Source organism: Calothrix sp. NIES-3974 (assembly GCF_002368395.1).
Lineage (GTDB): Bacteria > Cyanobacteriota > Cyanobacteriia > Cyanobacteriales > Nostocaceae > NIES-3974.
The window spans coordinates 3,688,811-3,708,874 of sequence record NZ_AP018254.1; the positions used below are offsets into that span (position 1 = coordinate 3,688,811).

The 20,064-nt window shown below is 44.4% G+C and carries 10 protein-coding genes; 7 read left to right on the forward strand and 3 right to left on the reverse strand.

Annotated features, from left to right (window positions below; genetic code table 11):
* The first annotated feature begins 1,075 nt into the window (after nt 1-1,075).
* The 3 genes from CDC37_RS14845 to cax all read left to right on the forward strand — a co-directional run bounded on the left by CDC37_RS14845 (nt 1,076) and on the right by cax (nt 7,688).
* On the forward strand, nt 1,076-5,530 hold the full coding sequence (locus CDC37_RS14845; RefSeq protein WP_096622717.1) for a CHAT domain-containing protein: 4,455 nt from the start codon (nt 1,076-1,078) through the stop codon (nt 5,528-5,530).
* Between the two features lie 77 nt (nt 5,531-5,607).
* Nucleotides 5,608-5,979, forward strand: a complete 372-nt coding sequence (locus CDC37_RS14850) for a DUF1823 family protein (protein ID WP_096622719.1) — start codon at nt 5,608-5,610, stop codon at nt 5,977-5,979.
* A gap of 617 nt (nt 5,980-6,596) precedes the next feature.
* On the forward strand, nt 6,597-7,688 hold the full coding sequence (gene cax, locus CDC37_RS14855; protein WP_096622721.1) for a calcium/proton exchanger: 1,092 nt from the start codon (nt 6,597-6,599) through the stop codon (nt 7,686-7,688).
* Nucleotides 7,689-8,066: 378 nt separating this feature from the next.
* Here the strand turns inward: cax and mfd are convergent, their stop codons facing one another.
* A complete protein-coding gene (gene mfd / locus CDC37_RS14860; RefSeq protein ID WP_096622723.1) occupies nt 8,067-11,597 on the reverse strand; it encodes a transcription-repair coupling factor in 3,531 nt (1,176 codons plus the stop codon).
* A gap of 365 nt (nt 11,598-11,962) precedes the next feature.
* Here mfd and CDC37_RS14865 point away from each other — a divergent pair, with 365 nt between their 5' ends.
* The 3 genes from CDC37_RS14865 to CDC37_RS14875 all read left to right on the forward strand — a co-directional run bounded on the left by CDC37_RS14865 (nt 11,963) and on the right by CDC37_RS14875 (nt 15,494).
* Entirely contained in the window at nt 11,963-13,303 is a 1,341-nt protein-coding gene (locus tag CDC37_RS14865; protein WP_096622725.1) for a hemolysin family protein, read from the forward strand.
* Nucleotides 13,304-13,359: 56 nt separating this feature from the next.
* On the forward strand, nt 13,360-14,481 hold the full coding sequence (gene aroB / locus CDC37_RS14870) for a 3-dehydroquinate synthase (RefSeq protein WP_096626251.1): 1,122 nt from the start codon (nt 13,360-13,362) through the stop codon (nt 14,479-14,481).
* Nucleotides 14,482-14,900: 419 nt separating this feature from the next.
* Nucleotides 14,901-15,494, forward strand: a complete 594-nt coding sequence (locus tag CDC37_RS14875) for a Uma2 family endonuclease (RefSeq protein ID WP_096622727.1) — start codon at nt 14,901-14,903, stop codon at nt 15,492-15,494.
* A gap of 37 nt (nt 15,495-15,531) precedes the next feature.
* Here CDC37_RS14875 and CDC37_RS14880 read toward each other — a convergent pair whose 3' ends face one another.
* Entirely contained in the window at nt 15,532-16,590 is a 1,059-nt protein-coding gene (locus CDC37_RS14880) for a WD40 repeat domain-containing protein (RefSeq protein WP_096622729.1), read from the reverse strand.
* Between the two features lie 168 nt (nt 16,591-16,758).
* Entirely contained in the window at nt 16,759-19,194 is a 2,436-nt protein-coding gene (gene pheT, locus CDC37_RS14885) for a phenylalanine--tRNA ligase subunit beta (protein ID WP_096622731.1), read from the reverse strand.
* Between the two features lie 329 nt (nt 19,195-19,523).
* Here pheT and msrB point away from each other — a divergent pair, with 329 nt between their 5' ends.
* Complete coding sequence (gene msrB / locus CDC37_RS14895; protein WP_096622735.1) at nt 19,524-19,946, forward strand: peptide-methionine (R)-S-oxide reductase MsrB; 423 nt, start codon at nt 19,524-19,526, stop codon at nt 19,944-19,946.
* Nucleotides 19,947-20,064 lie beyond the last annotated feature (118 nt).

Consider the following 20,064-nt stretch of genomic DNA (forward strand, 5'->3'; position numbering starts at 1 on the left):
AGCAACCTACCTGTAGTGCTGACACCAAAACCGATGAACCTTGTTTTTCCCCATACTTTCGCGTCCATCCCCGATGGATCTGCACTACTCCCTACTTCCAAGTCAAATAGGGAACCGGACAGTAATAATCATGCACAGCACTAAAACTCAAGCTACATGGTTTGCTTGTATCCAAACACGATGGGAGAGCGTAATTAGGAAATAGAAGCATATTCTGACTTTTGTTGTGGCGTAATTTCTGGGTAATCGAAGAAAGTACCTGAATCTTCGCGGCTAAAATTCAAAGGCTTTGACTCTTGTGTGATTTTTATTCTCCTCTAAGATATTTTTTGTCAGATTGAATTTTGTTCGATTTTCTGATTTTTTCACACAGTTTGAGCAATTTAAGCAAATTATTTTGGGTTGTTGGATGGAATTTGTAGATCATACCAATTGCAAAAATGAATGCGACCGATAGGTATGGGAAAGTTTTGCTGTGTAAGGGTTTTCCTCCCTAAATCCAGACAGTGGTGGATCGACCCCAAGGTCATCTAAAATGGTACAAATTTGCTTGCTCTAGAGTCAACCAGGAAGTATGGAGCAAATTCTCATTCCCACATCACAGAAGTTCAATTAAGTTGAAACAAAGGATTACTCCCTATCCCCAATTCCAGATTGCAGCCTATTTGGATCGATCGCTATGCTGGGGTGCAATTTTCTCTGTAAGTCATTTAAAACACCACATCCAGATAACATGGATTAATGTATCTATTTCAACTTATACTGATAATGTCTATGAAAAATTTGTATTGATTTGATTCTAAAATACAAAGAAAGTAAACAAGATTAAATATGCTGGGAAAAATTATGGCATATCTAACTGTTTGAATGTTATTGTAACTTTTGTTTCCCGTAAGTTATCGGTAAGAGTGATGTCAAAGAGGTATTAGTTATACTTATTATTTTTTGACAATTATTTTTCCAGCTAGTCCATATCTATACCTAGGTTGAAAGACTGGTTAAGTTTAAATGCTATCACTTGATAACTGTTAATTAATCAGCGATTAAGGGGAAAATTAGTCCAATTTTAGGGGAGATGCTTAGGCTACTTGTGAAGTGGATTAAACAGATTTTTCAACGCATTTTTACTCAGGATTCCCAAGACACTATTGGGAATGAATTGACGCACACCCATAATCTACCAGAATTGACAAATGCGGATTTAGAGTTTTTGTTCACCCAACTGCTGGAGGGTGTATATCAAGCTCGTGGACAACAATGGGCAATCCGATATTTGCAACGGATGGAAAATCGAATTAGTGAACAGCGCTGGTTAGAATGGCTACAAATATTTGGTTCCCGGGTCTTAAATTCCCCTGTACCTAATGATGAATTAGCGTTTAGGATGGTACAGTTAGGTGAGTTAAATATCGGGATTGTTGGCGAATATGCTGGTAGTATTGGTATGCAGTTACTAGCCCGCACTACTAATCCGACTGAGTGGGAAACTCCTGATATTTTTCAACCTTCAGTTGCAGACAATGGTGAGCAATCTGGAGAAGGTGTTGCCAATTTTTCCCCTGAACAAAATCATGGGGTCGATAATAGTGATTATGTATCAATCCCTATTTCTCTGGGGGGAGAAATAGCTGTACCACATTTGGGATTGCCTAGTAATAATATTCTTTTTGATGCTGATTTCCAACCTGCGGAAAATCATGGTTACGATTGGGAGATCAACCCGGATGAAAATGCTTTGATTGCTCTGGAAAATACCCCTGGACAAGATTTGTTGAGACAATTTGGGGATGAATTATGGGAGGTAGGGGTTGAGGATGAACCGGAGCTAGAAAGAAGTCGGGTGTTAGCGGAGGAAACAAATGCTCAGGTCAAACCAGTACAGGAGGAAACAAATGCTCAGGTCAAACCAGTACAGATGGATGGGGATGGTGTCCAATTTGTTGAGTTTGTTAATCCGAGTTGGGATAGTTCGGGTTTAGCAGAAAGTTTAGAGGCTAGTGAAAATAATTTTGAGACTAATTTAGAAAATAGATTTGAGACAGATTCTGTTAAAGAAGTTGATCCAGTTCTTAATCAATCCTCTCCATCCCCAATTATGGAGTCAATTGGTGATGACCGTAGCACTGGGGAGAATGATATTTTTGTTGATGTGACAGAGGAATTGGAAAAGGCAGATGGGGAGTTGATATTCCCTAGGGAAACAGAATTAGATGCATTAGATACTGGTTTAGAAGAAGAGTGGGAAGTTCGTTCTCAAGAGGAAGAAAAGCTAGAACAAGAGTACCAAATCATTGCCGATGACCATAGCCTTCAGGAATGGGTTGCTCCACCCTCCTCAGAGGAAGAATATAATCGGGATGGGGTTGAAGCCGATGAATCGGAAATGATTGCCGCAGCAAACCCAGAAGAGGGAAATACCGAAGTAAATACGGGTTTCCAACAGGTAGTTGGCACACCAGACCTGACCCAAAATCCAATTTGGCCACAGGAGTGGACTGGTGTGCAACCGGATGTCACCGTTACCTTAGAAGAATTGTGGGTGCGGTTGCAGCAAAGTACAAATTTAGTTGAACAATTGGCTGCGGGATTGTTGAATCCATCGGCAGCACCAGAATTATTTGATAGCCCACCCATTAGCATTGAAGAACAAGCCCAAGCCTTATTTTACCAGGCTTTGCAACAAAGTAAAAGTGGCGATTTAGATGGGGCGATCGCATCCTACGACCAGGCGTTACAATTGCAACCGGAAGCCTATGAGTATTGGTTTAACCGGGGTTTAGCCCTATTTTATCGTGGCGATTTGATGGCGGCTTTAGCTTCCTATGAAGAAGCGATCGCCATTAAACCTGATTATTATAAGGCGTGGTTAAATCGGGGGGCAATTTTAGGGGAGTTGGAACAGTTTGAAAGTGCGATTAATTGTTTTGATCAAGCGATCGCCATTAAATCTGACGAAAGTGAGGCTTGGTCGAGTCGGGGTACGGCATTATTAAAGTTAGGACGGTTAGCGGAAGCGGTACAATCCTACGATTTTGCCACCCAATTAGAACCGGAGGATGGACAAACCTGGTTTTATCGCGGTGTGGCTTTGGCGAATCTGGGGGAATATCCCGATGCGATCGCTTCCTTTGATGAGGCTTTGGAAACTGAAGGGGATTACCATTTAATTTGGCATCAACGGGGGATTGCTCAGGTAAACTTGCATCAGTGGGAGGAGGCAATTGCTTCCTACGACAAAGCCTTGGAATTAGCTCCCCATGACCCGGATGTTTGGATTTCCCGTGGTTATGCCCTCGATTGCAATCAAAATTATGATGCAGCGATCGCCTCCTATACCCAAGCTCTGACGATTAATCCCCAGTTAGACCATATCTGGATTGATCGCGGGGTCTTGGAAGCAAAGTTAGGGTATTGGCAAGCAGCAATTCAATCCTGGGAACAGGCTTTAGTCATATCCCCCCATTTGTATTTAGCAAGATTTAATCAGGCGATCGCCTGGGATAATCTCGGTAATCCAGAGCAAGCTTTAGTTTGTTATAACCAAGCTGTCGAGATTGAACCTAATTTTGCAGTGGGTTGGTACAATCGGGGTTTACTGTTAGCCAAACAACAACAATGGGAAGCTGCAATTCTTTCCTACGACCTGGCAATCCAAATCCAACCCGATTACTGGGAAGCTTGGTTGGCAAGAGCTAGTGCCGTATTTTCATCACCCGGCTATGATACCTATTTTACCAGCTACAGCAGCCTGGCCAATACCAACCCCAGCCTGAATTTACGGGGATACGATGGTCAAATTACCACCTACACCGAAGCCCTGAGGTATCTCTCACCGGAAACCCACCCGGAAGGTTGGGGTAAAATTAATCTCGCTCTGGGAAATACCTACTGCGATCGCGTGACCAGTCCCTACGGCTATGGCAGTTCCTCCTACCACAACCCCCGTCAAGATTGGTATCATGCCTTTGATGCTTATAATCAAGCCCGTATCACCTTAACTCCAGAAGCCTTCCCGGAAAAACATTTAGAGGTTTTACAAAACTTAATTAAAATCTATGTTGCCTTTGAGCAGACAGCTGATGCTAACGCTCTCTACGAACATGCTCGCAGTTTTTTCGCAGAATTACTCACAGATAGCCAACGTAGCGATGGCGAAAAAAGGCGTTTAGGTTTAAAATTTGCTGGAATCGGTCAATTAGGGGTCGATATTGCTGTTCAATCGGGTGAACTTGTCCAAGCTTTAGAAATTGGTGAATATTTCAAAAATGCTTGTTTACATTGGCTGTTAACTGGGTGGAGCGACCAAATCCTGACTCCCGACCACGCAGCAATGCAAAACCTGGTGAATCCGACAACCGCCATTATCTACTGGCATATGAGTCCGGTGGCCATGCATACTTTTATCATTAAATACTTGCACCCGGAACCAATTCCCGTATTTACACCGATGTTGAATTTAGAAGAATACGAGGAAACTCCCCTACCAGAAGCCGTTGAGCGACTGCTCAAATTCCAGACTTGGCTAGATGAATGGCAACAAAAATACCGAGAGTATTTAAGTTTGACACCCGCTGCACAGCAGGAACACACATGGCGTGTGGATATGGGTTGGAGATTATTAGAACTGAAAAAAATCCTGAGTATAAATAATATCCTTCAGGAATTAGAAGGTATTAGCCAACTAATTTTGATTCCGCACCGGGAATTATTTTCCTTACCGTTACATGCCCTATTTACCCTGAGCAGTGATGCAGGAACATTAGCAGAAACGAGTAAGCAATTACAAATTACCTACCTCCCCACGGCTCAATCAGCCCTAGCACAATCAAAAACCACCCCTGGACAGCAATCTTTCCCAACAATGTTGAGTGTGGAAAGCTACAAGCAGCTAGATGAAATTGCGGGTAAATTTATCCGCACAGAAACCGAAATTATCAGTCAACTTAGCCAAGGCGATCGCATTCTGGTCGAGAATACCTCCCTAGAAAGCCTCAATCAAGCCTTAAATCACAACTATGATATTTTGCACCTCAACGCCGTCAGCAGCGCCTACCCGCAAAATAACCAACCCCCCAGCATTCAAATTAGTCATACCCACACCCTGCAAATTCACGAAATTAGCCACCAATACCAACTAGTCACCCTCAACAGTCAACACCCATCTCCTCCCCCATCTCCAGTAAACAGTGAATATGCAGAAATTGCGATCGCCCTTTACCACCAAGGTATCCCCCACATCCACACCAACCTCTGGGAAGTGGAAGCAACGACCCGCATTTTCATGATGGTGGAATTTTATCGACATTTGTATCAAGGCAAATCCCCAACAGTTGCTTTTAACGAAACCATCAACTGGTTTCAAGAGTTAACCCCAGCCCAGGTGCAACAATGGTACGATAGTCTATTTAATCAATCCCTACCAGCCCACATCACCACCTATCTATATCAAACCAAACAAAACCATCCCGATGCAAAATTGTATAATAACCCCTTCCACTGGGCTGGATTTAAAATCATCGGTGGTTTTTAATTGCAGGGAGAGACGTAGCAATGCTACGTCTCTCCCTAATAATCAATATTGATTGAATACGGTTTACCAAACATGTTATGTCTGATTTACCACCACTGAATACGGAAACTATTTGGGCAATTATCCATGAAACAATCGATGATCCAACCGTCAATCAACTAGTTTGGCATTATCTGGGTTATCGTTACAATTCTGACACTCAAACATGGGATATCTCCGACTTATTACCGGAATGGCGCGAAGAATATCCCCAACCACCCGATTTTTTTGATAGCCGTCCCGCAGCGATGAAATTAACCCGCTCGATTCCAACCGCAAATAAACAATTATTAAAGGAAAAATTAGGCTTTAAAGGGTATAAAATAGGAGAGTTTGGACCTAGACAAACCCGACGCGCAACTATTGCTAATTGGTTATTAAGTTATATGGAGATTAATGGGATTAAATAGGGTTTGTAGTCAAAAGTATTGTCCAATGTTTTTCATAAAACCTACAGGGAGTAGGGATAAGACGGTTCGGATAAGCAAATTAATAAACCCTAAATAATTGTAGAGACGCGATATATCGCGTCTCCTGAAACCACCACGAAAAATCATTAACCGAACCGTATTAAAGTAAATTCGACGGATTATAAACGCGACAATCCCTGTGAATCCATGATTTTGAAAGTTAAGGTTTAAAGTAACCTCATCCATTAGTTGAGAACAAAGTCAATAACTGACTGATTTCCGGTTTAATGATTTTATTCTCAACATACTAGGAGGTTTTTAGAAACTTCTATTTTCTACGAATGATACTGGATAAGAGTTTCAGTCCTTATAACTCATCGAACTCACGTTAATGGAATAGAGAACAGGGAATAGTTTCATCCCTGTTTTTTATCTTTTGACACAAATGTATTTCTCAGTAGTCCCACAGCGAGAAATTTTGTTGGCAAATAAACGCTCAAATTATCGCTCTGTTGGGGGTGAAAAAATTGACTTTTATTTTTTTGACGAGAGTGAGTCAACAAAGTGAGAAAGTGTGGGTAAATTAAGTATTAACTAACTAATTTGTTGAAACCAATATGTCGGGAAAAAATATCTTATTTCTAGTTTTATTGATTTTTGTGCCTATTTCCCTCATTGCCCATTTTGGCGAGTGGGGGGAGTTAACAGTATTTATTACTGCGGGTTTAGCCATTTTACCCCTTGCGGGTTGGATGGGAAAAGCGACAGAGGAAATAGCTGTTGTTCTTGGTCCGTTGGTGGGTGGTTTACTGAATGCCACATTTGGGAATGCGACGGAATTAATTATCGCCTTGATTGCCCTGAGAGCGGGACTGGTGGATGTGGTCAAAGCTAGTATCACAGGTTCGATTTTGGGTAACTTATTACTGGTAATGGGTTTAGCAATGTTTCTCGGTGGACTTCGCCATAAAGAACAGAAATTTGAACCAATTGTCGCCCGTGTAAATGCGGCTTCCATGAATTTAGCGGTGATTGCCATTTTAATGCCAACGGCAATGGATGTTACATCTAGTGGTGTCAGTGAACAGACATTACAACGCCTTTCTGTGGCAGTGGCCATAGTTTTAATCATTGTCTATGCCCTGACCTTACTATTTTCCATGAAAACCCATACCTACCTGTACGATGTTGGGGTTGCCGATAGTCCCATAGTTGAAAATCCAGCCCATACACCGAATATTTGGTTGTGGGGAGGGGTATTACTTGGTTCTACTTTGTTAGTTGCTCTGGAGTCGGAACTATTGGTAGACTCCTTGGAAGCAGCCACATCCCAACTGGGTTTAACTGCATTATTTACAGGGGTAATTCTTGTACCAATTATTGGTAATGCCGCAGAACATGCAACTGCGGTGACGGTGGCAATGAAAAATAAGATGGATTTGTCCCTATCGGTGGCTGTGGGTTCTAGTATGCAAATTGCCCTATTTGTGGCTCCGGTTTTAATTTTAGCGGGATGGGCATTTGGACAACCGATGGATTTAGATTTTAATCCTTTTGAATTGGTTGCGGTTGCTGTTGCGGTGTTAATTGCCAATACCATTAGTTCTGATGGTAAATCAAATTGGCTAGAGGGTGTTTTGCTACTAGCTACCTATACTGTTTTAGGGTTAGCGTTTTATTTTCATCCGGTGATTGAAGGTATTGGCTGATATCTTGCACCTTGGGAGGGTCATCATGATCCTCTTTGCTCACAATTATACTCCAATTTGCGCTTTGGGATAAATTTACTCTCAGAGGATGTTTTAAAAGTCGATTTTAATACTTAACCTCTCATTTTTTGGGAGTAGGCAGAAGGGAATTGGGAGAGATGCGACATGTCGCGTCTGTTTATAACTAAAAATATACCGTTTGAGCCGATTTACTCTCCTCCAGAAGTGCTTTATAAAGTATTTATTGACACTTTCCAAATATCCTCTCGGTAGAACCCCAAACGATTTAAAAATTTAAAAGCGTATTGAACTTTACCCAAGTCTGCTGGAGAAAGTAGCAGCATTAGGGTTTGCGGTGATTATTAATCATCCATATCACTACTCCCTACTCCCCGACTCAACTACTGCTCCTTGCATTTTTTCAAAGGCATCTATTAGGGTTTTGAGTTGTTGGTCGGCTTTGAGGACGGCTAAACCCCTGACGGTGACTTTTCCGGGGGAATAGACAAACCGATGACGCATATTTTCTGTGAGGTTGGCTGCTAATAGGTTCCAAGCGGGTTCTTCCATTGGTGTTTCTAATACTACGTGTTGTTTGTTTTCCGGTTTAATGCGACTAAATCCGAGGGATTTGGCTAGTTGCTTGAGTTCCATCACCCGTAATAATTGCAGCGCTGGAGTAGGTAAATTCCCGTATCTGTCACTCCATTCGGCGGCAATTAGGGCTAGTTCTTCTTTGTTTTTGGCAGCGGCTACGGCTCGATAGGCACTCATTTTCTGGTCGAGGTCGGGGATGTAATCGCTGGGTATCATGGCGGTGAGATTCAAGTCGATTTGGGTATCTTCGACTTTGGGGATTTCTTGACCACGGATTTCCCGAATTGCCTCTTCTAACATGGACATGTACAAATCAAAACCAATCACATCCATTTGTCCCGATTGTTCTGCCCCTAATAGATTACCGACACCGCGAATTTCCATATCTCGCATTGCTAATTGATACCCAGAACCGAGTTGGGTAAACTCTTGGATTGCCCGTAATCTTTGTCGAGCGGCATCCGTCAGTTGTCGTTGGCGGGGATAAAATAACCAGGCGTGGGCTTGAATTCCGGCTCGACCGACCCGTCCCCGTAATTGGTATAATTGGGCTAGACCGAAACGATGGGCATCTTCGATTAAAATGGTGTTAACGCGGGGAATATCTAAACCTGATTCGATGATGGTTGTGCAAACCAAGATATCCGCTTCCCCATTACTAAAGGTCAACATGGTGGATTCTAGCTCCCCCTCATCCATTTGTCCGTGGGCGATCGCAATCCGAATTCCTGGTAGCATTTCCCGCAGTTGGGCGGTTTTTTCTTCTATTCCTTCGACCCTGGGTACTACGTAAAATACCTGTCCACCACGGTCTAATTCTTGACGAATGGCGCTGCGTACTGTTTCTGGATGTAGGGGAGCCAAGTGGGTTTGAATCGGTCGTCGGGATGGGGGGGGAGTGGTAATTAGACTCATTTCCCGAATCCCTGATAGGGACATGTATAGGGTGCGGGGAATGGGTGTGGCGGAAAGGGTTAGTACATCTACCTGGGTTTTTAAGGATTTAATTTTTTCCTTTTGGTTGACTCCAAATCGCTGTTCTTCGTCAATTACCAATAAGCCTAAATTTTTATACTTAACTTCTTTGCTGAGTAACTGGTGGGTTCCGATGACAATATCCAAATCCCCATTGGCTAAACGTTTGTGAATTTCCCGTCGTTCCTGGGGACTGCGAAAACGATTTAATAAACCCACATTGATGGGGTAGGGGGCAAACCTTTCCTTGATGGTGTGGTAATGTTGTTGGGTTAAAATGGTCGTTGGAGCGAGGAGTGCCACCTGTTTTCCTGCTGTTACGGCCTTGAATATGGCGCGAATTGCGACTTCTGTTTTCCCAAAACCCACATCTCCACATACTAACCGATCCATCGGGCGATCGCTTTCCATATCCCGTTTCACGTCCTGGGTGGCTTTGAGTTGGTCGGGAGTTGCTTGGTAGGGGAAAGAATCCTCTAGTTCCTGTTGCCAAGGCATATCTGGGGGAAAGGCGAAACCCTGTTGTTGGTTGCGGGCTGCATACAAGCGTAGCAAATCCACCGCCAATTTTTTCACTGCCTTACGGACTTTATTTTTGGTGTTTTCCCATACCTTACCGGTCATTTTATGTAATTCCGGGGTTTTTTGGGTGGTTGTCCGTAACCGTGATAAGGCTCCTACCTGGTCTGCTGCTACCCGTAATAATCCATCGGCATACTGCACCACCAAATAATCGCGGGTTTCGTGGTTAATCGTTAAACTCTCCAACTTGATAAACTTACCAATTCCATGATTGCGATGCACCACGTAATCCCCTGGACGCAACTTATTCGGGTCAATTTGTTTGGAACTTGCTTGTCGTCGCTTGCGGACATAACTGGGGGTTGCGAGGGAATGCTGTCCATAGAATTCCCGGTCAGTAATTACCGCAATGCGATAGGTAGGTAGTATAAATCCTTCCAGTTCTGCCAAGCCGGAATACTTAACCGCCACTGGGGTATAATTACCCACCAATTTATCAATGGCCTGAAAATCATTGGGATTGGGGATAAACTGGGCTGGACAATCATGTTCCTGTAACAAAGACACCGAGCGACTGGGTTGAGCAGAAACAATCCAGACTGCAAACTTGCGATCGCGCTCTCCCCGTAAAGTTTCACTAATTTTGGCAAACTGGTGGGGAGTCACAGGTAAACGTCGGCTCGCCAGATTGACCGCAGATGTATCTTTTTCGACTCCAGATTCCACAATCTCCGACAAAAATAGGCGATCGCATTTTGCCAACTTCTGCAAACAATCCTCAAAGCTGCGGTGGATAATGGGTAACTCCACGGGAATCGGCACTGCATCGGGATTGTCCTCCGTAATTTCCACAGCTCCGGAAGCCAAAAAATCCCACTGTTCCTGGGCATTTTCCCACCAGCGATCGCCGTGAGCATGGCACTGTTCTGGCTCATCCAGGGCAATAATTGTATCCTGTGGTAAATAATCTAGTAAGCTTGCGGGTTGGTCATAGGCTATACCTAAAAAGCGCCGACTACCTTCTAAGGGGGTGGAGGAATCTAGGGGAGAGGGGAGTAGGGGGGAAAGGGATGATAGGTCTGGCTTTTTTGCTAAGGCTGCACTAATAATCGAGCCAAAACTTGTGGGAGTCAAAACAACTTGCTCCACCTTATCCAAAGCTGACCGTTGGGTTGCGGGGTCAAACTCGCGAATTTTCTCAATTTCGTCCCCAAACCACTCTAAACGAAACGGCAACTCCGCCGAAACGGGGAACACATCCACAATATCCCCCCGACGACTCCACTGTCCCTCACTTTCCACTAAAGCCACCCGTTCGTAACCTAACCGAGCTAGCTGTTCCCCAAACTGATCCAAATCCCACTCCATCCCCCGCACAATCGGCAAACAAAAGGACTTAAAATCCGCTTGGGGTGGTAAATGGGGTTGGAGCGCTCCCACTGTCGTCACAATCACCGCAGGTTCCCGATGGTCTGCGGTTAAAACCAAATCCGCCAAAACCTGCATTTGTCCCCAAACCATCTCCATCTCTGGGTCAAAGGGTTCGTAGGGAGAAGCCTCATTGGTGGGGTAAAAATAAACACGCTGCCAACCAATCGCTTCCAATTGTGCCGTCCACCGTCCTGCCTCTTCCAAGGTTGCACAAATTACCAGTAAGTTCTGCCCAGCCGTTTGTGCTAAAGCCGAAGCCACCAAACCTTTTGGTAAACGGGAGATACCGTTGAGAGTTAAAGAATGTTGCTTTTTTAACTTATTTAAGAGTTCGGTTGTCAGGGGTGAACGTCCCAAAACACGCACAATTGATGCGAGAGCCATAGCTGATAATCGAAAGTATGATGGAGTTGAAAGGTAATTGTTTTCCCATTGTTGTGGAAATACCTCAACTATTTTAGAACTTCTAGGCAATTTCCTGCTGAGGGTCGGGGTAGTTTAGTTGATGGTGGGTAGGGAATTAGGGGATGTGGGGGGAGAGTATCAGTTTGTATTCTGTCTCCTCAATGTTGCTGGAATGATTTTGCCCCTTTTCAGGTAGAATACCTCTACATGCAATTACAGTAATCCAAGATATCTTGCTGGGTGTGTTCATTCCTGTTTCTAGCGCCTAGCAAATTTCGATACCATGAATTTAAACCACTAAACCTTGAGCAAACAGTGCCGATGGGTTCGGCTACATACAGCGAATGTCCCCAACTTCTGAGATATTGGTAATTCTCCTCCTAATTTTTGGCAACGGACTGTTTGTGATGTCCGAATTAGCAGTTGTTTCGGCTCGTAAAGTTCGTCTCCAGCAACTCGCAAATCAGGGTGATACAAAGGCACGTATAGCCTTAGATTTGGCATCCTCTCCCAATCAGTTTCTGGGTACTGTTCAGATTGGGATTACTTTACTAACTATTTTATCCGGTGCATTTGGAGAAGAAGCGATCGCCAAGCGTATTGCTCCTTTGTTGGGGGTAAGTATAATTGAGCGTCCTCCTGTAGTTTCTTGGCAAGAACAAATTGCTAGGGGATTGGCGGTTGTGGTCATTACCTACTTGACTTTGATTTTGGGTGAATTGGTTCCTAAGCGTTTGGCGTTAAGTTATCCAGAAGCGATCGCAACGATTATTGGTATTCCCATGCAAGTTCTTTCTCGGTTGGGTTCGCCAATTGTATTTATTTTAAGTGCATCAACGGAGACGATTTTACAGGTTTTGGGTATCCAACCTTCTTCGGAACCAATGGTGACGGAGGAAGAAATTAAGGTATTAATTGAGCAAGGAACGGAGGAGGGAACTTTTGAAGAAGCGGAACAGGATATGGTGGAGCGGGTATTTCGCTTGGGAGATAGACCCGTCAGCGCTTTGATGACTCCCCGTCCCGATATTGTGTGGTTAGACTTGGAAGATACGGCACAGGAAAATCAGCAAAAGTTAGTTAATAGTAGATATTCCCGTTACCCTGTTTGTCAAGGTGGTTTAGATAATGTGTTGGGTATTATCCCGGTAACGGATTTACTCACCCGCTGTTTGTGTGGGGAGCGCATGGATTTAACTGTCGGTTTACATCAACCGGTGTTCGTTCCCGAAAGTACCCGTGGGTTGAAGGTGCTGGAATTGTTTAAGCAAACTGCTACCCACATTGCTTTGGTTGTGGATGAATATGGGGTAATTCAAGGACTGGTTACTCTCAATGATGTTCTAATTGAAATTGTTGGTGATGTTCCCATGATTGATAATCAGGGAGAACCGCAAATAGTCCAACGGGAAGATGGTTCCTGGTTAGTAGATGGAATGCTGTCGGTGGATGATTTCTTTGAATTCTTCCATATTGATATGTACGATAGTAAGGAACGTGATCGCGCTAATTATCAAACCGTCGGTGGTTTTGTGATTAATCACCTGGGGAAAATTCCCACTGCTGCCGATTATTTTGAATGGCGAGGAATGCGTTTAGAAGTGATGGATATGGATGGTAATCGTGTTGACAAGGTGTTGGTAGTACCGATACCCTCTGTTGATCCGGAAAATCCCCCGAAGTAGGTGGGTGGGAAAAATTATTTTTTGTGGTCAGGGAGTTTGGTGGGATGGGAATGGATATGGGTTCGATGATTCAGGTGAAGTTACCGCAAAAATCCTATGAAATTGTTATTCAACCGGGTGGTCTGGATTCCCTGGGTGCAAGGATGCAAGGGTTAGATTTAGGGAAGAAGGTATTAATTGTATCTAATCCGACGGTGTTTCCCTTGTATGGCGATCGCGCGATCGCGGCTTTAGAAAATGCTGGTTATCAGGTTTGTACTTGTATTCTTCCCGATGGGGAGGGTTACAAAAATCTGGAGTCGATTCAAAAAATCTATGATGTGGCGATCGCCCAGCGTTTGGAACGCAGTTCGACCCTGGTTGCTCTCGGTGGTGGTGTTATTGGGGATATGACTGGTTTTGCAGCTGCAACTTGGCTGCGGGGGATTAATTTTGTCCAAGTACCAACAACTTTGTTGGCAATGGTGGATGCGTCCATTGGCGGAAAAACGGGGGTAAACCATCCTCTGGGGAAAAATTTGATTGGTGCTTTTTATCAGCCGCGGTTGGTTTTAATTGATTCCGAGGTGTTGAATTCTTTACCTGTGCGGGAGTTTCGTGCAGGGATGGCGGAGGTGATTAAGTACGGGGTAATTTGGGATGGGGAGTTATTTGCCATGATGGAAACCCAACCCCATTTAGATCAAATGCAGTATGTAAATACACCTGTTGCTTCTGGGGAAACTTTGATTAATGAAATCTTGATCCGTTCCTGTCAAGCGAAAGCGGATGTGGTCGGGAAGGACGAAAAAGAAGCCGGATTACGAGCTATCCTCAATTATGGACATACCATTGCCCATGCGGTGGAAAGTTTGACCGGATACACCCGTGTCAATCATGGGGAAGCGGTGGGTATGGGGATGGTTGCAGCTGGAAATATTGCCGCAAGTTTGGGGATGTGGAGTGAGGGGGAAAGCCAACGTCAAAATGCACTCATCCAGAAAACTGGTTTACCAACTCAGTTACCCCAGGATGTAGATATTGATGCAGTCATTGATACCCTGCAATTAGATAAAAAGGTGAAAAGTGGCAAAGTGAGGTTTATTTTACCGACCCAAATCGGAGTAGTCACAATTACCGATGCGGTTCCCACTACTACAATTCGTCAGGTGTTAGAGTCAATGCAGTTAAAGGGGTGACAATCTAGCTTCAAAGGTTTGCGCAGCAAGGATTATAGAATAGCTTTCGCCCTAAGTATAAAACTAAATTCAGAGCCAAGTTTAACGGAAAAATAAGGCTTTTGCCCGCAGCTTATTAATGATATTAGTAATAGAATCAATAAAGCCGGAAAATGAAGTTTATCTTTCTATGGTAGATAGGCTTAGAGGATGTTTGAAAAGTACCTGCTTAAGGTTTAAGTGATACTCAGGGATACAAATCGCAAATCTGAAAACCCTATTCTCTCGTAACAGTTTTTCAGTTGGTGAGTCGTGAAAGATACGCTGTAGAGCTTTTAAAACAACCTCTAAAATGAATATTAAATACAAATCCTCAACGGATTGCGATATCAGATTTCAGTTCGTAGATAATATGTGATTCACGCTGGTAAAAAAATATCATGGAAGCCCTCACATTAAATATACCTCCAGCCGTAGGCTTGACCGATGAGCAATTTTATCAACTCTGCATCGCTAATGAACCTTGGCAATTGGAACTCACCCAAACCGGAGAATTGATTATTATGCCTCCAACAGGTGGAGAAAGTGGAATCAGGAACTCTGATATTATTATCGAACTTGGTTTGTGGAACCGTAAAACTAAATTAGGTAAAGTTTTTGACTCTTCCACTGAGTTTAAATTACCCAATGGAGCCTATCGTTGTCCCAATGCTGCTTGGGTCAAGTTAGAACGCTGGGAAGCTTTAACACAAGAGCAAAAAAGACGTTTCCCCCCTATTTGTCCTGATTTTGTCGTTGAACTGCGTTCCGAAACCGATAATTTAGACAAATTACGTGGTAAGATGCGGGAATATCAAGAAAACGGTGCGCGTTTAGGTTGGTTAATTGATCCCCAAACTCCACTGGTAGAAATTTATCGACCTGGACAAAATGTAGAAGTTCTGCATTTCCCCTTGGAACATCCACCTCAGCTTGATGGCGAATCTGTTTTACCGGGGTTTATTTTAGATATGGCGATTATTTTAAATCCATAGAGACGCGATATATCGCGTCTTGCTATATATCGCGTCTCTAGTGCGTTTCTAGAATTTCCCAGAGATAAACAGCCTTGTCAAAACCACCACTCGCCAAATACTTCCCATTCGGACTAAAAGCGATCGCACTTACCCAATCTTGGTGTTCATAAAGATTGGCTAGTAATTCCCCGGTCTGTAGATTCCACAGTTTAATTCCATCTCGTCCCGCACTCGCTAACATCTCACCACCAGGATGAATCGCGATCGCATTTACCGAGTTGTCATGGTCGCTCAAGGTTCGCAGTAACTTACCCGTTGTCAAATCCCAAATTTTGATATTGCGATCGCGACTGGTGGTGACGAGTTGGTCTCCCTTGGGTGTAAATGCAACTCCTGTCACTGTTTGGGTGTGTGCAGATAAGCGCCACAGTTCCTTCCCTGCACCAATATTCCATAGCTTGACTACCCCATTGCGATCGCCTGTAGCTGCCAATTTACCATCGGGACTGAGGGTGACAGCATGGAGGTAATTGTCAAATTGCACCAAAGCACCCAAAGACCTCTGTTGAACTAAATCCCAAGCTCGCACCCCATCGGTAGCTGCACTCACCAGCATTTTACTATCTGCCGTCACCGCCAATGCTAAAATCACACCGGTATGGGCAATAAAAGTCCTGGTAAAACGATTAGTCCGTAAATTCCACAGATTTAAAGTTGTATCACTACTTCCACTAGCCAAGGTCTGACCATTAGGGGAAACCAACACCGCGTGAACCGTACCTCTGTGGGCGCGATTAATTATACCTCTGGCTTTCCCCTTGTTCACGTCCCACAGACGAATCGTTGCATCATTTTCTCCACCCCCACTCACCACGGTTTTACTATCGGGACTAAAGGCTAAAGATTTTACCGTTCCCCCATGTCCCTTCATCTTGTAGAGTAATTTCGGTTCGCGGGTTCTGGTCGCAGGTGCAGGGGTTAGATTTGAGAGCAACTGGGAATTAGCAGGACTTGCGACCATAAACACCCCAGCGACCAATACCAACCAGATAGTTATCGCCGCAAATATTTGAGTGGGATAACTGAATAAAATCAGCTTCTGGTTATTTCTCACCTCTACCTTCCTCACTCTATCCTCCCGTATATCACCAAACCTTGCGTTTTTATATTTCCCAGGAAAAGGGGATAACGAACGCTTAGAAGAAAAATTGGGAGTAGGGGGAATTGGGGAATTAGAGACGCGATATGTCGCGTCTCTATTCACCCTATTCTCTGTTTTCCATCAACTGCGCAAGGTGACACCAAATTTTTCCACAAGGGATTCGCGGACTTTTTCCATGATTGGGTCTACTTCGGTGTCGGTGAGGGTGCGATCGCTTGCTCGATAAATTAGTCGAAAAGCAAGACTACGTTGTCCTGGGGGGACGTTTTCACCGCGATATTCGTCGAAGACTTGGACCGATTCCAATAGTCCTTTACCAGCTTTGGCGATCGCTCGTTCAATTTCAGTAACTGTATATTTGGTGGGGATGAAAAAGGCGATGTCCCGGTCGGATGCGGGGTAGGTTGAGTAGTTTTGGAAACGGGGGACGAGAATTTCGTCCTTGTCTAGGGCATCAAATAAAACTTCTAAATCGAGTTGGAATACGTAGACGGCATCGGGTAAGTCCCGTTGTTGCCGTAGTTGGGGGTGGAGTTGACCAAAGGTTCCCAGTCGTTCACCACCAATCCACAAAGAAGCAGTACGACCGGGGTGTAAGCGACTGTCTCGGTGGTCGGGTTGGTATTCAACGCTAATTCCTAGTTGGGTAAATACACTTTCGAGGATGCCTTTGGCTTCATACCAGGTCATGGGTTTATCTTTTCCACCCCGTGACCATTTACCGACGGTGGTATCACCACCAAGAATCCCTGCAATGGTTTCGGCTTCGTGTAAACCGTCTTCGTCTTGCCAGAAAATCTGCCCGATTTCAAATCCGTTGAGGGCGACCTTTGCCTGTTCCAGGTTATACTGAAAAGCGTCGATGAGACCGGAAATTAAATCGGTACGCAGGGCGGAATATTCGGCAAATAGGGGATTACTCAGTACCACCTGTCGCTCTTCCCCCGGTTTCACAAGGGAATAGTGGATTAATTCGGTTAATCCCGCAGCTCGCATGGCAGCGCGGAGACGACGCAATATTTCCTGCTCAAAGGGTAAATATCCAGCTTCTGCGGTTTCGGGTAGGGTATCACAGAAATTATCGTAGCCGTAGAGCCGGGCTACTTCTTCAATTAAATCGATTTCCCGCTCCAAATCTCGATAACGGTAGGGGGGAACGGTGACATTCCAACTATAATTTTCTGCGGGTGTAAGTTGACACCCCAAAGCCGTCAGGCTGCGTTCCACATCGGCGGCAGTTAATTCCCCTGTTTGTTCGCCTAGATTCACGGGTCCAAGTACCTCATTCACACGCTGGAGACGGAGATGAACTGTGCGGCTCCAATTAGCTGGGTCGGGACGGGTATCCTCTTGGCTTTGGGTGATAATTGTACCACCTGTGAGTTCGGTAATTAGGGAGAGGGCACGCCGGGTAGCTATTTCTAAACCAGCGAAATTTACCCCTCGTTCGTAGCGGGAGGAAGCTTCGCTGCGTAAACCAACACTGCGGGAAGAACGGCGAATGGCGACGTTATCAAATAGGGCGGCTTCGAGGATAATATTTTGGGTATTGTCCACCACCTCGCTTTCTTCCCCCCCCATCACCCCTGCTAAAGCCACGGGTTTGTCGTTAGCGGTAATGAGGAGACTTTGCTGGGAAAGATGGCGAACTTGACCATCCAAGGTTTTCAAAGTTTCCCCCGGATGAGCAAAGCGCACACCAATGGTTAAATTTTCACTACCTGCGATCGCTTGTAAACGTTCCCGGTCAAAGGCGTGTAAAGGTTGTCCCCATTCCAATAATACGTAGTTGGTAATATCGACGATATTATTAATCGGACGCGTACCTGCTGCTCTTAAACGTTGTTGCAACCAATCGGGAGAAGGGGCAATTTTCACATTGGCGATCGCAGTCCCAATATAGGTGGGACAAGCTTGTCTTTCTTCAATTTTGATACTTAAATTTCCCCTTTCCGTCGGTACTACCACATCACCAGGTTCGGGAATCTTTAACCGTCCCCCTGTCAATGCAGCCACTTCCCGCGCTACCCCAACCATTGACAGCGCATCCGCACGGTTAGCAGTTGTGGTGACATCTAGCACCACATCATCTAAACCCAGTAACGGACGGACATCTGTACCAACCTGTAAATCCTCCTGGGGGAAAATATGAATACCATCCACATCGGTCGGTAAACCCAATTCCTTGAGGGAACAAATCATCCCATTCGACTGCACCCCCCGCAATTTTGCTGGTTTAATTTTCAGATCGATATTGGGTAAATATGTACCAACAGTTGCCACCGCCACGAAAATATCAGCCCGGACATTAGATGCACCGCAAACAATATTTTGGATTTCCCCCGTGCCAATATCAACTTGACAGACACTTAATTTATCAGCATTGGGATGCTGTTCCCGTTGCAGGACACGTCCCACCACCACACCATTAGCCCAAGTGCGTCTGTCCTCAATTTCCTCCACCTCAAACCCAGCCATTGTTAAGGTTTGCGCCAACTCTTCCGGAGTTAATTTTATTTCTACCAGTTCTCGTAGCCAATTTAACGAAATACGCATGAATTTCTAACTTGCGTCCACTAAAACTCAAATCATAATGACCTGTATATTCTAGAATGATTTGCGTCGTCAGGGAGTAGCCATACATGTACTGTCTACACTAGATTACAGAAGCGACATGTCGCTTCTCTACTCCCCTGAAGACGACCCGACGAGTCGTCTCTACGGAAATCCAAAATCCAAAATCTAAAATCCAAAATATGGACAATGTATCCGCAAAATCAGTCATCATAGGAAGAAGGTACTTGTTGAACTTTTGTAAAGCGAGTACAGCCCTAATTGCTTTCACGTGGATTTTCGGCGATTTATCCGAGGAGAGAGAACAGACAATGACTACTTCTAATGAAAAATTTGCAGTGGAAAAAACTGAGGAAGAATGGCTCCAACAACTGACACCAGAACAGTTTCGGGTGTTGCGTAAACACGGAACTGAAAGGGCTGGAACAAGTCCTTTAGATAAGTTATACGAACCGGGAATCTATTCCTGTGCAGGATGTGGACAGCCATTATTTTCATCAGAAACGAAATTTAATAGTGGTACAGGTTGGCCGAGTTTTTATCAACCTATAGAAGGCGCGATCGCTACATCCATTGATAAAACCTTATTTATGACACGGGTTGAGGTACATTGTAGCCGTTGTGGTGGTCATTTAGGTCATGTTTTTCGAGATGGTCCCGCACCGACTGGTTTACGTTATTGCATGAATGGGGTAGCCTTAAACTTTACGCCTGCTGAAGGAGATAATTCGTAATTCGTAATTACGGGGAAGGCTTTGTTTGCCAAGAGTAATCCGAAATCTGACAATCTAAAGTAGAGACGACCCGTCGGGTCGTCTCTACGGAAACCCGAAATCTAAAATCCATAGACGC

Coding starts and splice junctions, on each gene's coding strand:
- CDC37_RS14845 (WP_096622717.1), top strand. CDS start 1,076: ATGCTTAGGCTACTTGTGAAGTGGATTAAACAGATTTTTCAACGCATT.
- msrB (WP_096622735.1), top strand. CDS start 19,524: ATGACTACTTCTAATGAAAAATTTGCAGTGGAAAAAACTGAGGAAGAA.
- CDC37_RS14875 (WP_096622727.1), top strand. CDS start 14,901: ATGGAAGCCCTCACATTAAATATACCTCCAGCCGTAGGCTTGACCGAT.
- aroB (WP_096626251.1), top strand. CDS start 13,360: ATGGGTTCGATGATTCAGGTGAAGTTACCGCAAAAATCCTATGAAATT.
- cax (WP_096622721.1), top strand. CDS start 6,597: ATGTCGGGAAAAAATATCTTATTTCTAGTTTTATTGATTTTTGTGCCT.
- CDC37_RS14865 (WP_096622725.1), top strand. CDS start 11,963: ATGTCCCCAACTTCTGAGATATTGGTAATTCTCCTCCTAATTTTTGGC.
- CDC37_RS14850 (WP_096622719.1), top strand. CDS start 5,608: ATGTCTGATTTACCACCACTGAATACGGAAACTATTTGGGCAATTATC.
- pheT (WP_096622731.1), bottom strand. CDS start 19,194: ATGCGTATTTCGTTAAATTGGCTACGAGAACTGGTAGAAATAAAATTA.
- mfd (WP_096622723.1), bottom strand. CDS start 11,597: ATGGCTCTCGCATCAATTGTGCGTGTTTTGGGACGTTCACCCCTGACA.